The following is a 19897-nucleotide window of genomic DNA, read 5'->3' as shown; positions in this document are numbered from 1 at the left end:
GGCCTGCGTCAACCCGCGGCCTGCTCTGGCCTAGAATGAGGGCCGCTCCCGGCACCGTGCCGGTCTATCGCCATCGACCTGCCGACCGCACCACGTGACTCCGCTTTCCCCGCCTACCTCCCGCACGACCGGCCTCCTGGCCGGCGCCTACGCCGTGGTGCTGGGGGCGTTGCCGACCCTGCTGATGATCACCATGGAGGGCGGCAGTGCGGGGTTCTACCTGGCGATCCTGCTGTCGATCATCCTGCTGGTGATGCCCTCGGCTGCTCCGCGCCTGCTGCCCGGTTCCGCCCGGCGCTATGCGTGGATGGGCATCGGCATGGGCGTGATGCTGGTCGGCGTGCTGATCAGCCTGGGCGTGCATGGCATCTGGAAGGGATCGGAGGTCGAAAAGGCCGCGCGCCTGTTGTCGATGCTGCTGATCCTGTTCGCCGCGTTGCGGGTGCCGCGCAGCATCCTTGCGCGGGCGATGCTTGGCACCCTGCCCGCGGTGTGGGCGGCAGCGGCCATCATTGGCTGGTTGGCGCTGGAGACCGGCGTGCGGCCTGCCACCCAGCAGTTCAATGCGGTGACCTACGGCGACCTGACCCTGTTGTTCGGCGTGCTGAGCCTGATGTCGCTGGGCCTGCCGGTGACCCGTTTCACCCGCATCGAAGCCACGCTGAAGCTGCTGACCGGCATCCTTGGCCTGGTCGCATTCCTGTGGACGCAGACCCGCGGTGGCCTGCTGGCGATTCCCTGCTTCCTGCTGATCGGCCTGCTGGTGATGGGGCGCCGGCTTGGCCGGATGAAGATCCTGCTGGGCCTGGTGCTGGCGGCCGGCGTCGGCATTGTCGCCACCCATGATGGTGCGTTGCGCGATCGCATCGATGCTGGCGTGAGCGAGTATGGCGATTGCAGTGCCGACCACCTGGCCGATACCTCGGTCTGCATCCGCCTTCAGTTGTGGACCGCGGCTGGCTACATGATCCGCGAGCAGCCGGTGTTCGGTGTCGGTGGTGGCGACCGCTTCCGCCAGGAACTTGAACGGCTTGCCGGAGAGGGAAAGGTGTCGGCGATGGTCGCGCGTGATTTTGGCGAGACCCACAACGACCTGCTGTATTTCCTGGCCACCTACGGCGTGCTGGGGGGGCTTGGCCTTGTGCTGGTGTACGTGGCCCCTGCGCTGGTGTTCGTGCCACGCCTGTGGCGTGGCGACGAACGGTCGCGGTTGCATGCCGCGGCAGGGTTGAGCATCTGCGTTGCATTCGCCGTCTTCGGGGTCACCGAAATGATGCTGCGTGACATGCGAACCGCCTCGTTCTATGCCGCCTGGGTTGCCCTGCTGCTGGCCCTGTCCGAGCCGCGCCGGGCAGATCAGGCCGAGGCCAGCGCCGCTTCGTAACTGGCCAGGGTCGCCCCGGCGAAGGTCTGCAGGCCGAACTCGCGCTCTGCATGGCGGCGGGCGGCCATGCCCATCGCCGGCAGCACCTGGCGTTGTTCATACATCGCCTGCACCTGTGCGGCGATGGCGGCCACGTCTCGGGTGGGCACGACCCAGCCATCGACACCCTGCTCGATGTTCTCCGGCAGCCCCGCGTAGTCGCTGACCAGCATCGGCCTGGCGCTGGCCATCATTTCGCGGCAGGCGAAGGAGATCGTTTCGATGTCGTTGGACAGCACGAAGCCGACGTCGCCGGCGGCGATCAGTGGGCGCGTATCGGCCAGCAGGCCGGTGAAATGGACCTGTGCGGCGACGTCACCGAGGGCCTGCACCTGCGCGCGTTGCTGCGCGTTGGGCAGGTGACCGGCGACCGCCATGTGCACATGCGGGCGGATCGCGCCGGGGAGCAGGGCAATGGCCTGCGCCAGGTCGATCCAGCCCTTGTAGTCATCGGTGCCGGCGTTGCTGACCAGCAGCAGTGCATCCGGGTCCTGCGTCCATTGCTGTCGCATCGCCTGGCCGGCGTCGGCCGGCAGCGGTGCGAAGCGGTCCAGGTCGACGCCATTGCGCACCACATCGATCGGGCAGCGTCGGTAGGGCCCCTGCTCCAGCAGGCGCCCGGTGTGCGCAGAAACCGCAATCACGCGGTCGGTGGCCCAGCGTGCCCTGAAGGCATTGCCCAGCGTACGGGTGGGCTTGCTGTTGTGCTTGGTCAGGATGATCGGCGGGCGGCGCATGCCGAGCAGTCCCTGCATCACGAAGCGGTGGTCACGAGCCCCGTTGACGTGGACCAGGTCAATGCCCTTGTCCTGCACCAGCCGGCGCAACGCGCGCTGTTCGGCCAGTTGTTGCGGCAGGGTCGGCAGGCCGCTGCCAAAGGCCATGGGCAGCGGGGTGGCGATTCCTTCCTCGGCCACCGTACGCAGCAGGCGGCTGTCGGCGGGGGCTGCGACATGGAGCGTGTGCTGGCCATGCAGGGCTCGCGCCAGGGACACGATGTACGTGGTGTGGCCACCACCGTCGCCGTAGTGGAAGTTGGTGTACAGGATTTTCATGGGGGATCTTCAGGCAACGCGCGACAAGTGTGACACAGCAGGCTCAGGGCCGTTCCATGGGGGCCGGAGGATCGGCCACCGCCTGGCCGTTGCCCAGCATCCACAGCATGATGGTCTTCTGCCGTACGTAGTTGGCACGCACATAGGCATAGACCAGGCCGTGCCAGCCGTCGCGGAAGCCGCCGCGGAACAGGAAGCCGCGCCAGAACCGCCAGGCCGGGGCCAGCACCAGCTTGCCCAGCGTGGCGCGCTTGCCACGCGCGAACTCGTGCTCGGCCATCATCCGCGCATATTTCTCGGTCTTGGCCAGCTGTTGCTGCAATGATCGGTAGGGGTAGTGGATGAGATCGCCGCGCAGGGTGCCGACGTTGCCGTCGACGCTGGCCGCCTCGTGGATCTCGCGCCTGCCGCGCCAGCCACCCTGGCGGCGGTCGAACAGGCGCATCACCCGGTCCGGGTAAGCATTGCCGTGGCGCAGGAACCTGCCAAAGTATTCGGACAGGCGGGCGAAACGGTAGCCGGCGTGGCCGGCGAAGCCGCCGTCACGGGCCTGTTCGATGGCCGTACGCAGCTCGGGGCTGATGCGCTCGTCGGCGTCCAGGCACAGTACCCAGTCGTGGCTGGCCTGCTCGACGCAGAACGCCTTCTGGCTGCGGAAGCCCTCGAACACGTGCTGCAGCACGCGGGCACCGGCCGCCTCGGCGATGGCCACGGTGGCATCGGTGGACTGCGAGTCCACCACCACGATCTCGTCGCAGAAGGCCAGCGAGGCCAGGCAGTCGCCGATGCGCCCGGCCTCGTTGAACGCGATAATGCACGCCGAGATGCGAGGCCGTTCGATGGGAGCGGTCGTGGAGGACATGATGGCCGGGTACCTGTTGTTTGCGACGGAGCGCTATGCGCTGCCTATTCTCGCCCCGTTGGCGCAGGCGTTGCACGCGTCCGGGCAGGAGGTTGCGGCCTGGTTCGAAGGCGGCGCGGCCGGCAGCAGCCTGCCGGGGGTGGCCAACGTCGGCCTGAAGCAGGCCCTGGCAATGCGCCCGCGGGCGGTGTTCAGCGCGGCCAACTGGGTGCCGACCTTCCTTTCGGGGGCCAAGGTGCAGCTGTTCCATGGCTTCAATGTGGAAAAGCGCGACAGCGCGCGCGGCCACTTCCGGGTGCGCGGCATGTTCGACCTGTACTGCACGCAGGGGCCGGCCACCACGACGCCGTTCCGCGAGATCGCGGCCCAGCAGGGCCACTTCGCGGTGGCCGAGACCGGCTGGCCGAAGCTGGACCCGCTGTTCCGCGATGACGGTGGCGAGAGCGCCGCACTGCGCGCGCCGGCCGGCGATCGCCCGGTGATCCTGTTTGGTTCCACCTTCACCGAGCGGCTGAGTGCGGCACCGCACCTGCATGCGAAGATCGCCGCCGATATCGCTGCCGGTGGGCGCTACTGGCTGCTGACCCTGCATCCCAAATGTCCGCCGGAACTGTTCGAGCGCTATCGCCCGCTGGCCGGTGCCAATGCCCGCTTCATCGAGCCGGAGCAGGTGATGGCCGCGCAGCGCGCCGCCGATGTGCTGGTGTCGGACACCTCGTCGATCGTTTCGGAGTTCATCGTCCAGCACAAGCCGGTGGTGACCTTCCGCAACCGCGTGCCGAAGCCGCACATGATTGATTTCGACGACCCGGCACAGCTGCCGGCGATGCTGCAGCACGCGCTGCATCCGGACGCCGCGCTGCAGGCGGAAATCGTGCGTTACGCCGATGCCATCCATCCGTACCGCGACGGCCTGTCCAGCGAGCGGGTAATCGCGGCCACCGAGGATTTCCTGTCCGGTGAAATGGGTGCGCTGCGCCGCAAGCCTCTCGGCAGCTGGGTGCGCGATCTGCAGATCCGCAAGGACCTCGGCTACTGGGGCCCGTCGCAGAGGTAAGCCGAGCATCGGCTCGGCTGTACAGGAGATCCACGCCATGCGTGGATGCACGGCCCCGCACGCGGTAGTGCCGGCCGCTGGCCGGCAACCTTGGAATTTCTGCGGTTGCCGGCCAGAGGCCGGCACCACCTGTATGGCTTACCAGCGCAGCTTGCGCCGCGCCAATGCCACCGCCAGCTGCTCCATCGCCTGCTGTGCCTGTGCCTGCGGCAGATGGTGCAGGGTGAGTGCCACGTCGCCATGCGCACCGGCGGTATCCAGTTGCAGGCTGCTGGTGCCCAGCAGCTTGTCCAGCGGTGAACGCTGCAGGCGCAGGCCCTGCACCTTGTCCAGCTCGGCCCAGCGCCACCAGCGTTTCCACCAGCCGCCGCGCACGGCCACATAATGCTCGTCCAGATACCAGCCCATGCGTGCCATCTGCCGGTGTGCGACCAACAGTGCGACCGGCAGCCAGGCCAGGACGACCAGGCCCCAGGGGCCCCAACGCCAGTGCGCAGCGATTGCCAGCAGCGGTACCAGCAGCAACGCGCCCAGGCACAGCCGCCACCAGCCGCGCTGCGGAATGGACTGCCATTGCGTCGGCGGCCAGTGCAGCTGTGGCAGCAGGTGCTGCACCAGCCGTGTGCAGTGTTCGCGGGTTGCCAGCGGCGCCAGTTCGCGCAGGGCGCGGTCCTCATCACGCGAAGGGCCACCGGCGGCACTGTCGATGCGCAGCTGGCGCAGCCCGAACCAGCGCTGCAGGGTGCCTTCGCGCAGGGTCCAGGCCTGGATGCGCCGACGTGCGACGCTGCTGCGGGTGCGGCTGAGCATCCCGGCCGACACGGTCAGGCGGCGGTCCTGCTCGACGAGGGTGAAGCCGTGGTAACGCAACAGGGTCAGCACCACTGACAGCACGCGCAGCGCCAGCCAGCCCAGCAGCAGGGCTGCAGCCACCAGCAGGAAGGCGCCGGTCACGCCGGGATGCAGGTGGCTGGCATAGCCGAAGGCCTCGCGGCCGCCGCGCTGGATGGCATCGTCCATCACCGGCCGCGGCACCGTCTGGAACAGCACGCCGAACGCGGCCACCGCCAGTGCCCAGCCGCGGTTGGAGAGCAGTCCCATGCGCACCACGTCCCAGCTGGACAGTCGCAGCAGCACGTGTTCGCTGTCGACGTCGGCAATGGGCGGCGCGTCGACGGCGTCGTTGGCCTGCGGTGCCTGCCCGCGCTGGCGCACCAGTCGTTCCAGCGCCAGTGCCTGGTCCAGCTTCAGTACCCGCATCTCCGCTTCAGGGCGCACACCGCCGGCCGACTCCAGGCGCAGCTCGGCCACGCCGAACAGGCGATGCAGCGGGTTCTGCCGTACTTCCACGTTGTGGATGCGGGCGAACGGGATCTCGCGGCGGTTGCGCGACAGCAGGCCACTGCGCACGGTGATGGCATCGCTGCCGATGTGGTAGCGGTAGCTGAGGTACTGCAGCACCGACACCAGGACCAGCGCGGCAATTGCCGTCAGCGGAATCAGCTGCGCCCACATCGGATCGCGGTCGCCGCGCTGGCCGAATACGAGCAGCGCGACCAGCGGCAGGAAGTAGTGGCGCAGCTGCATCAGCAGCACGAACAGCCACGACCACGGGTGCAGCCGGTGGTCCTCGGTACCGGCGGGCAACGGTGCAGGCAGGGGGGGCGGCAGGCTCACAGGGCGTCGGCGTCCTGGTCGAGCTGGTGGGACAGGGTGTCGCGCAGGCGTTCGGCGTCGGCTTCGTCCAGGCCGCTCACGGTCACCGCGCTCATGCGGGTGCCGGCGGTGTGCACGATCAGCGTGGCCAGGCCGGCACGGCGCTCCAGCGGGCCCCGGCGCAGATCGAGATGCTGCACCCGCGAGAGCGGGATGCGCGTTTCCAGCTGCCACATGAGGTCGCGGCGCAGGCCCAGGCCCTGTGCGTCCAGCCGCCAACGGGTGCGGACCAGACGTCGATGGCCCAGCCATGCACCAAAGGCCACACCCATCAGCAGCCCGGCTGCAGCGGTCCACAGGCTGCCGGGCAGATCGAAGAACCACGCCGCCGCCGCCAGTGGCAGGCCCGGGACGAACAGGCCGCCAAAGGCTCCTTCCAGTGCGGCCAGGCGGGCTGCGCGTTGCGGCAGTACCTGCCAATCAGTGGCGGGTGGTACAGGAATCGAGGCGTCGGTCACGCGGGCTCCGTCAGGCAGCAGGGCGGGCGGTAGCGGCCGTGGCCGCACCGCGCAGACGGTAGCAGGTCGGCTGCGTTACTGGGCAGCCTGGATCAGTGCATCGACATCCAGCAGGTGGCCGGCACGGTCGGCCTTGGTACGCAGGTAGTTCTCGTTCTCGGCAGTGATCTCGCCGGTGACCGGAATGCAGTCCAGCACTTCGATGCCGGCATTGCGCAGGCGCTGTGCCTTGGTCGGGTTGTTGCTGAGCAGCGCCACGCGCGAAATGCCCAGGCCACGCAGCATCGCCACCGCGCTGCCATAGCGGCGTTCGTCGGCACCGAAGCCGAGCTGTGCATCGGCGTCGATGGTGTCCAGGCCATCGTGCTGGTAGCCGTAGGCGCGCATCTTGGCGGCAATGCCGGTGCCGCGCCCTTCCTGGTCCAGGTACAGCAGCACGCCGCCGCCCAGTTCCTTCAGCTTGTGCAGGCCGCGCCGCAGCTGGTCGCCACAGTCGCACTTGAGCGAACCGAACAGGTCACCGGTCAAGCAGGACGAATGCACGCGCACCGGCACTACGGCCGTCAGGTCCGGTTCGCCGACGATGATCGCCACCTGGTCGCGCTGGGCCACACCGCCGCGGAACACCGCGAAGGTGGTCATGCCGACGTCGCGCAGCGGCACCGGCGAACGCGCTACCAGTTCGTAGTCGTGGGCCGCATGTGCTGCGCCTTCGGCCAGGTCGCACAGGGCCACCTCGGCAGCACCGTCGAAGGTGTGGTCATCGGCGTCCAGGCGCACGGCCACCATCGCTGGCAGCAGCAGGCCCAGGCGGGCCAGCTCCACCGCGCCGGCATCGAAGGCGTCTCCCGCGCTCCAGCCTTCCGGCATTGGACCGGGCTCGCGCAGGTAGCCCAGCGAGGGCAGGGCATCGAAGGCCACACCGCTCAGCGGCAGGCGCGCGCCCTGCGGTGCGTCCACGCCGAGCACGCGGGCACGGGTGGCGGTCAGGAACAGATAGTGGCGTTCGCGGGCGGCAGTGGCGAAGGCGGCGAAGCTGCTGGCCGTGGCGCTGTCCAGTGCGATCACCGCCAGGCGCTGGCCCTGGCCATCGTGGAGCAGCACCGGGCGACCGGCACGCAGTTCGGCAACCGCGCGCTCGCAGCGGATCGCGGCCGGATCGCCGAACAGGGAAGAAGCAGCAGACATGGCAGGACCGGGGGAGGCGGACATCGCAGTCTCTATGGGGGCGATGGCGTTGAATTCAACGCGGTGCGGCCGCCGGTCGCAGGGACCGGGAGCCCTGGGCGGGGGGCCGTCAGTGGGGATGCTCTTCGGTCGCGTAGGGGTCTTCCTCGTCGCTGCCCGGTGGCCGCAGCGTATAGCGCTTGTAGGTCCACTGGTACTGCGCCGGGTCTCGGCGGGCGATGCGTTCGATGCCGGCATTGAGTGCGGTGGCGGCCACCTGCGGGTCCGGATCGGCCACGGCCGGGTCGGTCGGCTCGATGTGCAGGGCGAATTCCATGTCCGGCCCGATGCGTTCGCACCAGCCATAGAGCACGGTGGCGCCCGTGCGCTCGGCCAGCCGGTTGACCAGGGTCATGGTCAGCGCCTGCACGCCAAAGAACGGCACGAACACGCCATCGCCGGCCTTGGGCTGCTGGTCGGGCAGGATGCCGGTGGCGCCGCCGTCCTTGAGCACCTTGAACAGCTGGCGCACGGCCGGGCCTTCGGCGCGCACCTGCTGCACGTTCTGCCCGCCGCGCACCAGCTGCAGGAAGGCATCACTGGCCTCGTCCTCCGGCGGCTTGTAGACGATGGCGATCTGCCCGCGCGAGGCCAGCCACTGGTTCAGCAGCTCCCAGTTGCCGAAGTGCGGGGCCGCCACGATCACACCCTTGCCGCTGGCCAGCGCCGCGTCGTACAGGGCCTCGCCATGGCGCTGCTTCAGGTGCAGTCGCAGGTTGTCGGCCGGCGTCTGGCTCCACAGGCGCAGGGTTTCGATGGCCTGCAGGGCGGTGGAGCGCAGCAGCTCCCGGTGCAGCCGGTCGCGGGCAGCGCCGTCCAGCTCGGGGTAGGCCAGCTCCAGGTTGCGCCGGGTGACACGGCTTTCCCGGGCATTGAGGGCGATCCACGCCCACGCCAGGGCGCGCGCGAACGCCCGCAGCAGCGGCCAGGGCAGGCGGGCGAACAGGGTGGTGGCGCGGTAGACCAGCCGGGCTTTGCGTTGCGGATTCATCGGCGCCAGTTTAGCCAAGGGCGCTGCTATCGTGGCCGGCCCTGTTCATTGGAAGCCCACGATGCTCGTCCTGATCCAGCGTGTCAGCCAGGCCGCCGTCCATGTCGACGATGAGGCCGTGGGCCAGATCGGGCCCGGCCTGCTGGCCCTGGTCGGCATGGAGCCGGGCGATACCGAGGCCCAGCTGCGGCGGATGGCCGAGCGCCTGCTGGGTTACCGGGTATTCGCCGACGAGGCCGGGAAGATGAACCGCTCGCTGCGCGATACCGGCGGCGGCCTGCTGCTGGTCAGCCAGTTCACCCTGGCCGCCGACACCCGTTCGGGCATGCGGCCGAGCTTCACCACGGCCGCGCCGCCGGACGAGGCTGAACGCGGGTTCAATCGTTTTGTCGAGATCTGTCGTGAAAATCACGCGCCAGGGGTGGAAACGGGCCGATTTGGTGCCCATATGGTCGTCAGCCTGGTCAATGACGGTCCCGTGACCTTCCTTCTCCGGCCCTGAGCCTGCGGGACCACCGCCCGGCAGGCGGGGCCCCGGGCTGGTATAATGCTACGTTCCCTATTTCTCCCTAGCCGGTGGCGCGAGCACTACATGGCCAACGAACGTCCTGCCCAATCCGAAATCAAGCAACTGATCAGCAAGGGCCTGGAACAGGGCTACCTGACCTACGCCGAAGTCAATGACCATCTGCCGGACGACATGGTCGACCCGGAACAGATCGAAGACATCATCGGCATGATCAACGGCATGGGCATCGATGTCCATGAAGTTGCGCCGGATGTGGAAACCCTGCTTCTCAATGACGGCAACACCGGCAACCGCGAAGTCGATGACACCGCGGCCGAAGAAGCTGCCGCCGCGCTGAGCGCGCTCGACACCGAAGGTGGCCGTACCACCGACCCGGTGCGTATGTACATGCGCGAAATGGGCACCGTCGAGCTGCTGACCCGCGAAGGCGAAATCGCCATCGCCAAGCGTATCGAGGAAGGCCTTTCGCAGGTCCAGGCTGCACTGGGCCAGTTCCCGGTGTCGGTCGAGTCGCTGCTGACCGACTATGAAGCCCACAAGGAAGGCAAGAAGCGCCTGGCCGAAGTGATCGTCGGCTTCAATGACCTGGCCGACGAAGAACCGGCACCGCCGGCGGCCGCTGCCGATGACAGCGCCGATGCGGACGCCGAGGGCGACGAGGACGAGGACGATGATGTCGAGGGTGGCGAGGAAGAAGCCGCACCGACCGGTCCGGATCCGGAGGAAGTCGCTGCGCGCATGCAGGCGCTGAGCGATGCCTTCAACGCCTTCAAGAAGGCCGCGACCAAGGGCGACAAGAAGAACCTGCCGCGCCTGCGCGAGGAAATGTCGGCGGTGTTCGTCACCCTGAAGCTGCCGCTGCCGCTGACCGATGTGCTGACCAAGCAGCTGCGCGACACCATGGCGTCGATCAAGGCCCATGAGCGTCGCGTGCTGAACCTGGCCACCGTCACTGCGCGCATGCCGCGCAAGGACTTCATCCGTTCCTGGGAAGGCAACCAGACCAACCTGGAGTGGGTGGAAGACGCACTGAAGCGCAAGCAGAAGTGGTCCTCGGCCCTGCGCGAAGTGAAGGACCAGATCATTGCCGAACAGCAGGCGACGATCGACATCGAGACGCTGACCCAGCTGGACCTGGAAGAGCTGAAGGAAATCAGCCGTGCCATGGCCTACGGTGAAGCCAAGGCGCGCAAGGCCAAGAAGGAAATGGTCGAGGCCAACCTGCGCCTGGTGATCTCGATTGCCAAGAAGTACACCAACCGTGGCCTGCAGTTCCTCGACCTGATCCAGGAAGGCAACATCGGCCTGATGAAGGCCGTGGACAAGTTCGAATACCGCCGCGGTTACAAGTTCTCGACCTACGCCACCTGGTGGATCCGCCAGGCGATCACCCGCTCGATCGCCGACCAGGCACGCACCATCCGTATTCCGGTGCACATGATCGAGACGATCAACAAGTTGAACCGCATTTCCCGCCAGATGCTCCAGCAGTACGGCCGCGAGGCTACGCCGGAGGAGCTGGCCAAGGAAATGGACATGCCGGAAGACAAGATCCGCAAGGTGATGAAGATCGCCAAGGAGCCGATCTCGATGGAAACCCCGATCGGCGACGACGAGGATTCCCATCTGGGCGACTTCATCGAGGACACCAACGTGGAGTCCCCGATCGAGAACACCACCAACATCAACTTGTCTGAAACCGTGCGCGACGTGCTGGCCGGCCTCACCCCGAGGGAAGCCAAGGTGCTGCGCATGCGCTTCGGCATCGACATGAACACCGACCACACGCTGGAAGAGGTCGGCAAGCAGTTCGACGTGACCCGCGAGCGCATCCGCCAGATCGAAGCGAAGGCCCTGCGCAAGCTGCGTCACCCGAGCCGCTCGGAGCAGCTGCGCAGCTTCCTGGATATCGATTGACGGGTATCCGCTGCATATGAAGCACCCGACAGACCCCGCGCAAGCGGGGTCTGTTTTTTTTGCCTGCGGTCTTCCGCGCTGCGCGCGACGGGATAGGATGCGTGTCCTGTTTTTGCACTGGTCAATGGAATGCCGATGAAACTGCCGATCCTGCTGCTCTCGCTGTCACCACTGGTTGCCTGGGCGGATACTCCGAAACCACCGGCGTGCAATGCAGAGAGTTTCTTCAGCAGCCAGTTCGACTATGCCGTGGGTCGCGTGGTCGATACCGGGCAGGTGCTGCTGCTGGGCGAGGCAGAGGGCTGCTTGGACGAGGAACGGGATGGGTGCCGCAGTGGCGAGGAGATGGAACCGGGCACTGGCCTGGTGATCGGTGACCGCTGGAACAGCTACTACTGCGTAAAAGCACGTTCGCCGAGCAAGGAAGTGGTGAGCTGGGCGCCGGAGTCGCGCGTGATGAAAACGAGCAACTACGTCGCGACCAGCCTGACCGACTGGGTCGCCCATTGGGAACGCAGTGAAGGAAATGCCATCGACATCGCAGCCAAGGGGGACGCATTCGAGCTGAGCACGCAGGAGGGCGGTGAGGGAACGGCACCGCAGGTTCTGGGGCGCGCTGCACCAGAGGAGGGCGAAGATGTGCTGTACCTGCGCCAGGGGCGTTGCACGACACGTGTACTGCTGCGCGGCACCGACCTGGTGGTGGCCGACAACGGACAGTGTGGCGAGCGCGAGCGCCGCCTGCACGGTGAGTACCACAACCGTGCGCCGTTGGAGCGGTTGATGCAGCGCTTGGGGCAGTAGTGGCGTGAGGGGGTAGGGGGCGCGCAGTGGAAACCCATTGCCGGCCTCACTACACTGTGATGCTGCGCAGGGCCTATAGCTCAACGGTTAGAGCAGGGGACTCATAATCCGTCCCCACCCCGTTTCGCCACGTCACCGTCTCACTCATGGATCCTCAAAAATGAGCATTTTCCGTGTGCTTTCAGCGCGCCGCTGTTGCCGCCGATTGCAACGGATACCGCGAATTCCCCGGCACGATTACACCGGAATTACACGGCTGACCATTCGCTGCATGGTTCCATCGTCACGGTGTAATCGTGGCCCAACTGTTCCGTGAGTCGCGCCATCAGGATCTCGGGGGCCACTTCATGCTCTAGCAGAAGCTCCCAGCCGCAACACTCAAGGATGCGGCCGTGTAGATTCAAAAAATGGCGAAACGCGATGCCTTCGGACGTTGCACATGGGGGCTTGCCGCAGAATTTCGTAATCATTGAGTGCCCTAGCTGACGTATCTAGGACACCTATTGAATACACAGTCCGAGCCCATGCAAGCAATTTCGTAAAACTTAACAATCGGACATGCGAGTTCGCCATAAGTGCTTGAAATATAGCGTTATAACGCCCCCGTAGCAGGTTCGTAACGCCCGCAAAAGTGCGCAAACCTGACCCATCAACGAGCGTTGAGCGACCTTCGCAGAGCATTGCTGCTGGTGGTCGCCGCCGTCTTGCTGCTGGCCTGTTAGCCGAGTGCCAACGGTTCGACAAGAGGAGACCCGATGTCTGAGCCAGGGCAGCTCAGCCAAGGAGCTGGTCGATCGACTTCATTCCATCCCTATGCTCACGGCTCTCGCGTTTTCTTCGGAGACTTTCCAGTCTAGCCCTGCCGTCTTCCGTGAGTCCTGGAGGATAGCCCTCCACGGTCACGTACATGCAAGCCCTCAGGTAGTAGAGGGATGGCGATCCCTGCAGCTTCTGGCCTGCGTCTATCGTTTCGAGCGCCTGGAGCAGAAGCTTCTCATCAGTAAACAGGTCCATTAGCGCCGCCGAGAAGTCCTAAGTCCATAGAGAATTGCCGGCCTGAGGCCTTGTGGCAAGGGTGTGGCGCTTTTCTGGCCTCCGACCAAGAACTTACCAAGTAGCTGGCATGGTTGGAAAGTCAATACTTTCCCCTAAGGATTCTCACAGGTTATCCACAGTATTGTCCATGGCTGGCCGCCGTGCGCGCCTTTAGACTGCTGCCATCAGCCAAGGGACCCGCCAGTGCACGCTTTCAACGTCTACATCGATGAGTCAGGAGACGAAGGTTTCCAGTTCAGAGACAACAACCGAGGTAGCTCTCGCTGGTTTGTGTTGTCTGCCGCCATCACAAGGACGGATGCCGATCTTGAAACCGTGAAGCTTGTAGACCGTGTTAGGACTCAGCTGGGTAAGCCAGCGCGCGCAGATCTCCACTTCCGAAAACTAAACCACGGGCAGCGGCTCCCTTATCTCGCGGAGATATCGGGCGCCCCGTTACGCACGGTGAGTGTGCTTGTTCACAAGCCATCCCTACAGAGTGATGCGTACTCGGAAAAAGGGCTGCTCTACAACTATGCGACCAGGCTGTTGCTAGAGCGCGTGTCCTGGCTTTGCCGAGATGCGAGGCGTGATGCCCAACACAAGGCGAAGCTGGTTTTCTCGAATCGTAGCAACATGTCCTACGCGGAGCTGTGCGCCTACCTCGCTAGGCTGCAGCAGAGGCGGGACGTCCGAATTGATTGGTCAGCGGTTGATTGCCAAAACGTCGCAATCTTTGAGCACAGCAAAAGAATGGGTCTTCAAATTGCGGATGCGGTTGCATCGGCAGTTTGGAGTAGCGTCAACCCGAATGGATATGGATTCACCGAGCCGCGCTATGCCGAGATGCTGCGGAGAACGATGTATCGCCACAAGGGCGCACGATTCGGCTACGGATTAAAAGTCCTGCCGGCGGAGATCATTGCAAACAATCCGCCCCCGGGAGCGGAGTGGCTCCGAGGGGCGGATTGGGATTGAATAGGGCAGGCCCCGAGAATCAGGATCCCACGTCTTAGACGCTGCCGCCCGAAAGCGACCTGATTGAGGTCTCGCGCATGCCTGCGCTGTGAACTATACAACACGCCATTCTCATGTTCGATGAGATTCCGCAGGCGCTTGCGGACGGCCAATGGCCCTCATTCATCAGGAGTCGCTGCATGACGAAAGCGCCGCCGTGGCAGCCAGGCCTTCACTCGATCCAGAAGCGATCTGCCCATGATGGAGTCGAGCAGATGCGCCATTTCAAGCGTGTCTATCGAGATCTCATTGACCATCGCGTCGATGAGGCGCCTCCTCCCGAGGATCCTTGCTCCAGTGATGACGGCGTCCGGGCTCGGGGCAGCAGTCAGCTCAGAATGAAGCCTTGCGAGTCTGCGCGCGGAACGGTTGATGATGGTCATCAATCGCAGGTCAGGGACAGCTTCCATGGGCACGGAGCGGAGCTGTTCGAGCACTGTGCCAACAAGCATTTTCGTCTCGTCGGAATTGGGGTTCTCTAGTGCCATGAACAGGGTTTGCTCCGTGTGCGACATGAGGCCGATGCAGGCATCAGCCTTGCGACGGAACGCAAGCTTCTCTTGTTTAGCTGCGATTCGGGCTGCGGCGTAGATCGCCAGCGCGGAGAGGAGAGCCTGTGCCCAGGCAGCCCAGACCTCCGGCTTGAGACACGGAAATCCCAAAACCCACGGGCAGTACAACGGGTCAGCCATCTGGAGTTCCCTTCCTTAGAGGAGGAGCAAGCATGAAGGTCGGCCGCTTGACCAGCAAGCAGAGCATTACCCATCTAAGTTGGCTGATCCTTGATGGCTACGTTTACTGCTGGTCCTCTGCGTAGATGCCGCCGCTGATCACCACGGACCCTGCCACCATTCCCTTCGTGTCGTGGCCACCGTAGGCGACGGGCACGGGGTTGCCGGCGATTCCTGCCACTACGATAAGGACGACGTCGATGATGGTCTGCAGCACGCCGCCGCGTTTGGAGCCGACCAGCACTGGCGCGATGCGGATATCGTCCGCACCTGGTGGGTCCTTCAGCTGTTCTTTGGACAGGTTCTGCCGGCCAATGAACACCGCGAACTCGATGCCCTGGTCCTTGCAGCCGGTCAGGAACTGCCGGAAGCCGGGTAGCAGGATGCTGAGCGCGAAGATGGCCTCGGCCGGGCTGTTCACTGCCAACTGGAACTTGCGCCCGAACCGCGCGCCGAGGCGGCCGTACAGGCGGATTGTGCGTAGATGCTCGGTCAGCGTCAGTTCCACAGGTCGGAAGGGGGGAATAGGCCGATTGCGGCGATCTGCGTGACGCGCTGCTCTGAATCGACCACGAGCAGCCGCACCTGGGGATCCGGCGTGTCGGCGTCGGTCGCGAGCATCAGCCGGTGGCCCGCGAGCGAGGCTTCGGCCAACCGTTCGACAGCCTCGGGACTGGTCTCCACCAAGTGGTCGACCAACAAGTTGCGCAAGGGCTGACTTGCTTCCCCGAAGGAGGCGGCAGCTGCGAGCAGGGCGGAGGAAATGGGTGATGTGGACATTTGATTCCTCAGTTGAGGCGGCTGCCAGGCGGTCCGCCTAAGAACTCGCTCCCGCCTTCTTCGTCGCCCGGATCGTGGTTGACCTTCGACTCATCGACAGGAGTGGCGCCCAGCTTGGAGAGCATCGCGCTGAGCGCGTGCGTGGATGACACGCTGAGATCCTAGCCTGTCTCCATGCGAGCGGCCAGGATGCACACCTGGCGCAACAGCAGGCGGTGAGCGGCCTTGAGCCAAGGCATGTTGGTGGCGCACTCCTTCCAGACCCGTGCCTGTGCGGCGGTCATGCCCTTGCAGGGGGGGGCGATGGGGTCGGGATTGGCCGGCTCGGAACGATTCTTGTATCGGCCTGAAATTCAAATTCTGTGGAAGCGCGAAGAAAAGGGGGGGCGCGTATCGAGGGGGGAGGCCCTTCAAGTTTCGACCTCCCCCCTCCCGTTGCCTGGTCACGACGCTGAGGACGCTGCCCGCGCTGGCGCCGCCCACGCTGCCGGTGTTGTCAGGGGCACCGCCGGCTGGCCCCGCCCTCTACTCGGTGTCCGTCACGCCTTCGATGACGGTGAACGCCTTGGGGTAGGCCGATGCCACGTCCAGACGGGTGTGGCAGATGAAGCCAACCTCGCCAGTCTCGGCATACAGCTCCTTCAGCAGCTGGATCGACACGGACTCGCGCATGTAGATGGTGAACATCTGGAAGCCGCCCACGTAGATGGCGGCCGCGTTGGTGGCGGTGCCCACATCCTCGTTGGTCGGGATCTGGCTGGTGGTGAGGAACTTCCAGTTGCTCAGGGCCTCGGGCCGGCGCAGCGGCTGGCCAGTGGTGTCCACCAGCAGGCTCATGGTCTCGTCTTCGCGCGGCGACAGAATGGCCACGTCCGGCACCGGGGCATTGGCCTCGGTGATGAGGCGACGGGCGCGGATGAACTGGCGCCAGTCGGTGATCGGCGCCCCGTTGGTGCCCATCGGCAACTTGTTGATACCCGGGATGTTGCGCAGGCCGCGAATCTCCGGCTCGGTGCCGCTGCCCATCAGCGATGCGCGGTCGATCTCCTTGGCGAACGCTTGGGCAATGGCCGTGCGCAGTGCAGCGTCCAGGCCGCCCAGCGAATCGGCCAGCAGCTCGCGGGAAATCTTGAAGCGGAACGCCAGGCTGCGCGGGGTGACCTTGACCGCGCGGAACGCCGGCTCGCTCTCAGCCACCTGGCCGTGTTCCTGGCGCCAGGCCGGAGTGGGGATGGTGTCCACTGCCGCGATGCTGAAGGAGCTGGCCGAGGTATCCAGCACGGCGACGTTGGCGCCTGCGCTGAGAACAGACGACGCGGGCACCAGGGCGTTGAGGATGCCCGGCATCAGCACGGTCGGCACGGTGTAGCCGCCTGCGGTGTTCGTGCCTTCGCTCAGAGCCGCGCGTACACCATCGCTGGTGCGCATGTTGGCGACGCCCCGAATGAAGTCCGACAGGCTCACCTGCTCATCGCCGTTATTGAAGCCGCCGCCGTCCGCGCGCATCGCGTTCAGGCGGCGCGCAATCGTTGCCTGGTTCTGCAGGTCGGATGCGGTGAGCAGCGTGCCGATCTGGCGACCGTCGGTGTCCCGCAGGCGCTCGCCCTCGCTCATGGTTCCCATGGCATTGGCCGCGGTCAGATCCATCTGTTCCTGGTGATCCATGCCCGCGCTGATCAAGCTGATCGCGTTGTTGATGTACTCCAACGCATCCATCACGCCGTCGGTGAGGTTTTCGTCCTTCTCCCTGGCGTGGGTCGTCAGCGCATTGGACGCACGGCGCAAGCTGTTGCGATAGGCCAGTGCTTCAGCGCGCGGCAACTGGTCCAGCGGCTTGTCGGTGGTCGGATCTTCGATGGTGACGCCGAGTTTGCCGAGCTCCGCGCGTGCCGAGAATGCGGCTTTGCGGTTGGCGTGGCGGTCGCGCATCTGCTGGAAATCGTTGTGGTGAGGCATTGGGTGGTCCCTATTTGGGGTCCAGAAACGCACAAGCGCGCCCGGACCATGGTGAAGTGGTCTCAGAGCGCGCTTTGGCGTTGCCTCTGCCGCAGTGTCGGCCCAGTGTCAGGTTTGCCCGTGGGGCAGTCTGTCTTGGACGCGCTCAGTTTATCGCTGTTGTTGCTTGGCGCTGCCTGTTTCGTTACGCGGGCTTCAGCGCGCGCCGAATTCGATGTGCCTTCTGTCTGCACGCATCGGTGCAGTAGCGCCGTGGTCGGCCGGTCGCCTGGTCGCGGAGTGGTCCACCACAGACCTCGCACCGAAATTCAAATTCTGCGGAAGCGCGAAGAAAGGGGGGCGCGCGTGTCGGGCTGGCAGACGCTTCAACTTTCCGCCTCCCCCTACGGTCCATGTTGATCACCGTATGGCTGGTGGTGAACCTGGTGCATGGGGTGCATGGGGTGCATGGGGTGCATGGGGTGCATCGGGCGCATGGGGTGCGCCCCGTTCCCTTTCGCTGGGTGGTGCAGTGAGGCGGAGAGCGGGCAAATCAACAGCGCAGGAGCAACAGCGCCAAGCGTCCGCTGCGCTCCCGCTTGGTAGATATCTATAAGGGGGGCCCCTGAGGGGTGTAAAAAACCCGCGATTTGCCTGTATTTGCACCCCTCAGGGGTGTTTATCGACTGGCTCATGCTGCTTTTGCACCCCTCAGGGGTGTTGCGTGGTCCCCTGAGGGGTGTTGAGATTGCGATTCTGTTTGCACCCCTGAGGGGTGTTGAAGATGCGTTTTGCGCCAGTCGTTGCGTGGTGGGCCCGCAGCGATCTCCAGGTTCTTGCCGGGGCAGCGATCAATACCTACCCAGGTGAGCGCGTACAGATGGCATTGCTTCTTGATGCCGTGTCGCGTCTGCACGATGAACCCCGCCTCCTCCAGCTGGGCCAGCAGCTCCTTGCTCTTACTCGCAGCACAGACGCCAGCGCCTTCTACCATCGCCTTTGTGGCGCTGAGGTCGCCGTTGTTGCGCCCGTTGTACTGCGCGGCCAAGAACAGGAGCATCTTCATTGCTGCCCCGCTGAGCGCGAAGAAGGCCGGATGCCGCATCATCGAGTGGGGCAACCGAACGAACGTGTCGCTCGACTGCCGGCCTGTGATCTTGCGGCGGTTCCTCTCAGCTGCCATGAGGCGTGACCACGTTGGTGACCGCGCGCAACCAGTCCGCCCCAGCGCGCGCCGCGCGCGTCATGATCCACTCGCGCACGCGGGCCTCAGACGGGTTGCCCCTGTGCTGCAGGGCGCAGTCACCGCACAGCACGTAGGGCAGGGAAGCCCAGCCGAACTCCCGCTCCACACGATGGAACGTGCCGAACACCGGCAGCAGCGGCTTGCCGCAGCAGTCGCATGCGATGGGCTCAACCACAGGACGGCGGCTCATGGCGCGCGCTCCTGTCGGCGGGGTGGGGCGCGATCGATGGCAGCTGCCAGGCGCTCGGCGAGTGCCTGTAGGCGAGCCTCAGACAGTGCCGACAGCGGCGGAGTCCGCACGATGCGGTGCGCAAGGAAGGGGATGATGATGGCGTTCATCGCCCCCCCCCGCTGCGCAGAGGTTCCAAGTTATCGATGGCCATGTGCAGGAGCATTTGCACCGCTTCGCACATCGATTCCATCTCTGGCTCGTTCAGACCGTCATGGAACAGTTGGTCAGGTGCGCCGGCCTGCAGCGCGCGGCCGCGTTGTTCTCGGATCAGGATTCCCTGCAGGCCACTGGCGGCATACAGCGCGCGGTCTACCGTCTCCAGCCGGAAGCGATCGGCGTGCTTGCTCCCCCGCCATTCGACACTCAGCCAGTCGTAACGCGTGTCGGCTGGCTCGCGAGTGTCGGGAATTTCTGAATGCGCATCGGGGGTTTGCCCGATTGATTCGGGCGCTGGTTGCTGTACAGTCTTCTTCATGGTCAAGTCGTTCCTCGCAAGGGTCCGATGGCTTTCACGGCTCACTCCGGCGGCAACCGGGTGGGCCGTTTCTCTTTCAGCGTGGCAGCGCACGGCTGTCCGCCGTCTCCACAACCGCGGCCTCCAGGTAGGCGTCCAGGTCGGCAGGCCGGTAAAAGCAGCGCTTGCCCACCCGCAGGTATCGGGGACCGCGCCCCTCACATCGCATCTTGTCCAGCGTGCTCTTGCTCAACCCCAGCCATTCCGCTGCGGAGGTCGCGTCGAGTCTTGCGGCTGGCGGAGCGATTGCAGTTTCTTTTGTGGTCATTTGGCGTCTCATGGTTGGATGGTCCACTGAGGGACCATTGTTGTCCCTCTGGCGCAGTGGACCATTGTTGTCCGTTGCCGTCAAGGACAATTTTGGTCCA

The 19897-nt window shown here is 65.3% G+C and carries 22 protein-coding genes; 6 read left to right on the top strand and 16 right to left on the bottom strand.

The annotated features are described in order from the left end of the window. The first annotated feature begins 94 nt into the window (after positions 1-94). A complete protein-coding gene (locus ACZK4H_RS19230; RefSeq protein WP_099554572.1) occupies positions 95-1384 on the top strand; it encodes an O-antigen ligase family protein in 1290 nt (429 codons plus the stop codon). Here ACZK4H_RS19230 and ACZK4H_RS19225 read toward each other — a convergent pair. Continuing rightward, positions 1357-2478: a glycosyltransferase family 4 protein gene (locus ACZK4H_RS19225; RefSeq protein ID WP_099554576.1), complete on the bottom strand. Its 1122-nt coding sequence runs from the start codon at positions 2476-2478 to the stop codon at positions 1357-1359. The genes ACZK4H_RS19230 and ACZK4H_RS19225 overlap by 28 nt on opposite strands. A gap of 43 nt (positions 2479-2521) precedes the next feature. After that, entirely contained in the window at positions 2522-3340 is an 819-nt protein-coding gene (locus ACZK4H_RS19220; RefSeq protein WP_099554577.1) for a glycosyltransferase family 2 protein, read from the bottom strand. On the opposite strand from ACZK4H_RS19220, the gene ACZK4H_RS19215 reads away from it, so the two are divergent. After that, entirely contained in the window at positions 3339-4397 is a 1059-nt protein-coding gene (locus tag ACZK4H_RS19215; protein WP_099554579.1) for a CDP-glycerol glycerophosphotransferase family protein, read from the top strand. The genes ACZK4H_RS19220 and ACZK4H_RS19215 overlap by 2 nt on opposite strands. Before the next feature lie 138 nt (positions 4398-4535). Here the strand turns inward: ACZK4H_RS19215 and ACZK4H_RS19210 are convergent, their stop codons facing one another. The 4 genes from ACZK4H_RS19210 to ACZK4H_RS19195 all read right to left on the bottom strand — a co-directional run bounded on the left by ACZK4H_RS19210 (position 4536) and on the right by ACZK4H_RS19195 (position 8789). Further along, positions 4536-6074 (bottom strand): PH domain-containing protein, encoded by a 1539-nt coding sequence (locus tag ACZK4H_RS19210; protein ID WP_099554583.1) that lies wholly within the window; start codon positions 6072-6074, stop codon positions 4536-4538. Continuing rightward, positions 6071-6571 carry a PH domain-containing protein gene (locus tag ACZK4H_RS19205; protein WP_099554585.1) on the bottom strand — a complete coding sequence of 167 codons (501 nt, stop codon included), beginning with the start codon at positions 6569-6571 and terminating at the stop codon, positions 6071-6073. The genes ACZK4H_RS19210 and ACZK4H_RS19205 overlap by 4 nt, the downstream gene beginning before the upstream one ends. Positions 6572-6646: 75 nt before the next feature. Next, on the bottom strand, positions 6647-7783 hold the full coding sequence (ribA, locus tag ACZK4H_RS19200) for a GTP cyclohydrolase II RibA (RefSeq protein ID WP_099554589.1): 1137 nt from the start codon (positions 7781-7783) through the stop codon (positions 6647-6649). An 85-nt stretch (positions 7784-7868) separates the two neighbouring features. Then, the gene (locus tag ACZK4H_RS19195; protein ID WP_099554591.1) at positions 7869-8789 is read right to left on the bottom strand and encodes a lauroyl acyltransferase; all 921 of its coding nucleotides are present in this window, start codon (positions 8787-8789) and stop codon (positions 7869-7871) included. Positions 8790-8850: 61 nt separating this feature from the next. Here ACZK4H_RS19195 and dtd point away from each other — a divergent pair, with 61 nt between their 5' ends. The 3 genes from dtd to ACZK4H_RS19180 all read left to right on the top strand — a co-directional run bounded on the left by dtd (position 8851) and on the right by ACZK4H_RS19180 (position 12039). Beyond that, positions 8851-9291, top strand: coding sequence for a D-aminoacyl-tRNA deacylase (gene dtd / locus ACZK4H_RS19190; RefSeq protein ID WP_043034581.1), 441 nt, complete (start codon positions 8851-8853; stop codon positions 9289-9291). A gap of 90 nt (positions 9292-9381) precedes the next feature. Next, positions 9382-11235 (top strand): RNA polymerase sigma factor RpoD, encoded by a 1854-nt coding sequence (gene rpoD / locus ACZK4H_RS19185; protein ID WP_099554594.1) that lies wholly within the window; start codon positions 9382-9384, stop codon positions 11233-11235. Between the two features lie 135 nt (positions 11236-11370). After that, positions 11371-12039: a hypothetical protein gene (locus ACZK4H_RS19180; protein WP_099554596.1), complete on the top strand. Its 669-nt coding sequence runs from the start codon at positions 11371-11373 to the stop codon at positions 12037-12039. Between the two features lie 774 nt (positions 12040-12813). Here the strand turns inward: ACZK4H_RS19180 and ACZK4H_RS19175 are convergent. Then, positions 12814-13053 (bottom strand): hypothetical protein, encoded by a 240-nt coding sequence (locus ACZK4H_RS19175; protein WP_099554601.1) that lies wholly within the window; start codon positions 13051-13053, stop codon positions 12814-12816. Between the two features lie 225 nt (positions 13054-13278). Here ACZK4H_RS19175 and ACZK4H_RS19170 point away from each other — a divergent pair, with 225 nt between their 5' ends. Next, positions 13279-14052 carry a DUF3800 domain-containing protein gene (locus ACZK4H_RS19170; protein ID WP_478473026.1) on the top strand — a complete coding sequence of 258 codons (774 nt, stop codon included), beginning with the start codon at positions 13279-13281 and terminating at the stop codon, positions 14050-14052. 158 nt (positions 14053-14210) lie between these two features. On the opposite strand, the gene ACZK4H_RS19165 is transcribed toward ACZK4H_RS19170, so the two are convergent. The 9 genes from ACZK4H_RS19165 to ACZK4H_RS19125 all read right to left on the bottom strand — a co-directional run bounded on the left by ACZK4H_RS19165 (position 14211) and on the right by ACZK4H_RS19125 (position 19797). Beyond that, positions 14211-14783, bottom strand: coding sequence for a hypothetical protein (locus tag ACZK4H_RS19165; RefSeq protein ID WP_099554607.1), 573 nt, complete (start codon positions 14781-14783; stop codon positions 14211-14213). A 103-nt stretch (positions 14784-14886) separates the two neighbouring features. Beyond that, entirely contained in the window at positions 14887-15330 is a 444-nt protein-coding gene (locus ACZK4H_RS19160) for a tail assembly protein (protein ID WP_239503752.1), read from the bottom strand. Further along, entirely contained in the window at positions 15321-15602 is a 282-nt protein-coding gene (locus ACZK4H_RS19155) for a hypothetical protein (protein WP_099474399.1), read from the bottom strand. The genes ACZK4H_RS19160 and ACZK4H_RS19155 overlap by 10 nt, the downstream gene beginning before the upstream one ends. An 8-nt stretch (positions 15603-15610) precedes the next feature. Continuing rightward, positions 15611-15754 carry a hypothetical protein gene (locus ACZK4H_RS19150; RefSeq protein WP_239503753.1) on the bottom strand — a complete coding sequence of 48 codons (144 nt, stop codon included), beginning with the start codon at positions 15752-15754 and terminating at the stop codon, positions 15611-15613. A gap of 373 nt (positions 15755-16127) precedes the next feature. Further along, positions 16128-17558 carry a phage major capsid protein gene (locus ACZK4H_RS19145; RefSeq protein WP_099474397.1) on the bottom strand — a complete coding sequence of 477 codons (1431 nt, stop codon included), beginning with the start codon at positions 17556-17558 and terminating at the stop codon, positions 16128-16130. A 670-nt stretch (positions 17559-18228) separates the two neighbouring features. Next, positions 18229-18720, bottom strand: a complete 492-nt coding sequence (locus tag ACZK4H_RS19140; RefSeq protein ID WP_099554612.1) for a hypothetical protein — start codon at positions 18718-18720, stop codon at positions 18229-18231. Then, positions 18710-18973 (bottom strand): hypothetical protein, encoded by a 264-nt coding sequence (locus ACZK4H_RS19135; protein WP_099554614.1) that lies wholly within the window; start codon positions 18971-18973, stop codon positions 18710-18712. Before ACZK4H_RS19135 ends, ACZK4H_RS19140 begins: the two co-directional genes overlap by 11 nt. A gap of 145 nt (positions 18974-19118) precedes the next feature. Continuing rightward, entirely contained in the window at positions 19119-19490 is a 372-nt protein-coding gene (locus ACZK4H_RS19130; RefSeq protein WP_099554617.1) for a hypothetical protein, read from the bottom strand. A 76-nt stretch (positions 19491-19566) separates the two neighbouring features. Further along, positions 19567-19797 carry a helix-turn-helix transcriptional regulator gene (locus ACZK4H_RS19125; RefSeq protein ID WP_099554620.1) on the bottom strand — a complete coding sequence of 77 codons (231 nt, stop codon included), beginning with the start codon at positions 19795-19797 and terminating at the stop codon, positions 19567-19569. Positions 19798-19897: the final 100 nt, after the last annotated feature.

It is taken from the genome of Stenotrophomonas sp. 78350_Sma, assembly GCF_056482105.1.
The sequence above is the reverse complement of the archived record's forward strand: the minus strand, read 5'-3'. Positions and strand labels throughout refer to the sequence as shown.

Coding starts and splice junctions, on each gene's coding strand:
- ACZK4H_RS19225 (WP_099554576.1), bottom strand. CDS start 2,478: ATGAAAATCCTGTACACCAACTTCCACTACGGCGACGGTGGTGGCCAC.
- ACZK4H_RS19215 (WP_099554579.1), top strand. CDS start 3,339: ATGATGGCCGGGTACCTGTTGTTTGCGACGGAGCGCTATGCGCTGCCT.
- ACZK4H_RS19220 (WP_099554577.1), bottom strand. CDS start 3,340: ATGTCCTCCACGACCGCTCCCATCGAACGGCCTCGCATCTCGGCGTGC.
- ribA (WP_099554589.1), bottom strand. CDS start 7,783: ATGTCCGCCTCCCCCGGTCCTGCCATGTCTGCTGCTTCTTCCCTGTTC.
- ACZK4H_RS19195 (WP_099554591.1), bottom strand. CDS start 8,789: ATGAATCCGCAACGCAAAGCCCGGCTGGTCTACCGCGCCACCACCCTG.
- dtd (WP_043034581.1), top strand. CDS start 8,851: ATGCTCGTCCTGATCCAGCGTGTCAGCCAGGCCGCCGTCCATGTCGAC.
- rpoD (WP_099554594.1), top strand. CDS start 9,382: ATGGCCAACGAACGTCCTGCCCAATCCGAAATCAAGCAACTGATCAGC.
- ACZK4H_RS19180 (WP_099554596.1), top strand. CDS start 11,371: ATGAAACTGCCGATCCTGCTGCTCTCGCTGTCACCACTGGTTGCCTGG.
- ACZK4H_RS19175 (WP_099554601.1), bottom strand. CDS start 13,053: ATGGACCTGTTTACTGATGAGAAGCTTCTGCTCCAGGCGCTCGAAACG.
- ACZK4H_RS19165 (WP_099554607.1), bottom strand. CDS start 14,783: ATGGCTGACCCGTTGTACTGCCCGTGGGTTTTGGGATTTCCGTGTCTC.
- ACZK4H_RS19155 (WP_099474399.1), bottom strand. CDS start 15,602: ATGTCCACATCACCCATTTCCTCCGCCCTGCTCGCAGCTGCCGCCTCC.
- ACZK4H_RS19145 (WP_099474397.1), bottom strand. CDS start 17,558: ATGCCTCACCACAACGATTTCCAGCAGATGCGCGACCGCCACGCCAAC.
- ACZK4H_RS19140 (WP_099554612.1), bottom strand. CDS start 18,720: ATGGCAGCTGAGAGGAACCGCCGCAAGATCACAGGCCGGCAGTCGAGC.
- ACZK4H_RS19135 (WP_099554614.1), bottom strand. CDS start 18,973: ATGAGCCGCCGTCCTGTGGTTGAGCCCATCGCATGCGACTGCTGCGGC.
- ACZK4H_RS19130 (WP_099554617.1), bottom strand. CDS start 19,490: ATGAAGAAGACTGTACAGCAACCAGCGCCCGAATCAATCGGGCAAACC.
- ACZK4H_RS19125 (WP_099554620.1), bottom strand. CDS start 19,797: ATGACCACAAAAGAAACTGCAATCGCTCCGCCAGCCGCAAGACTCGAC.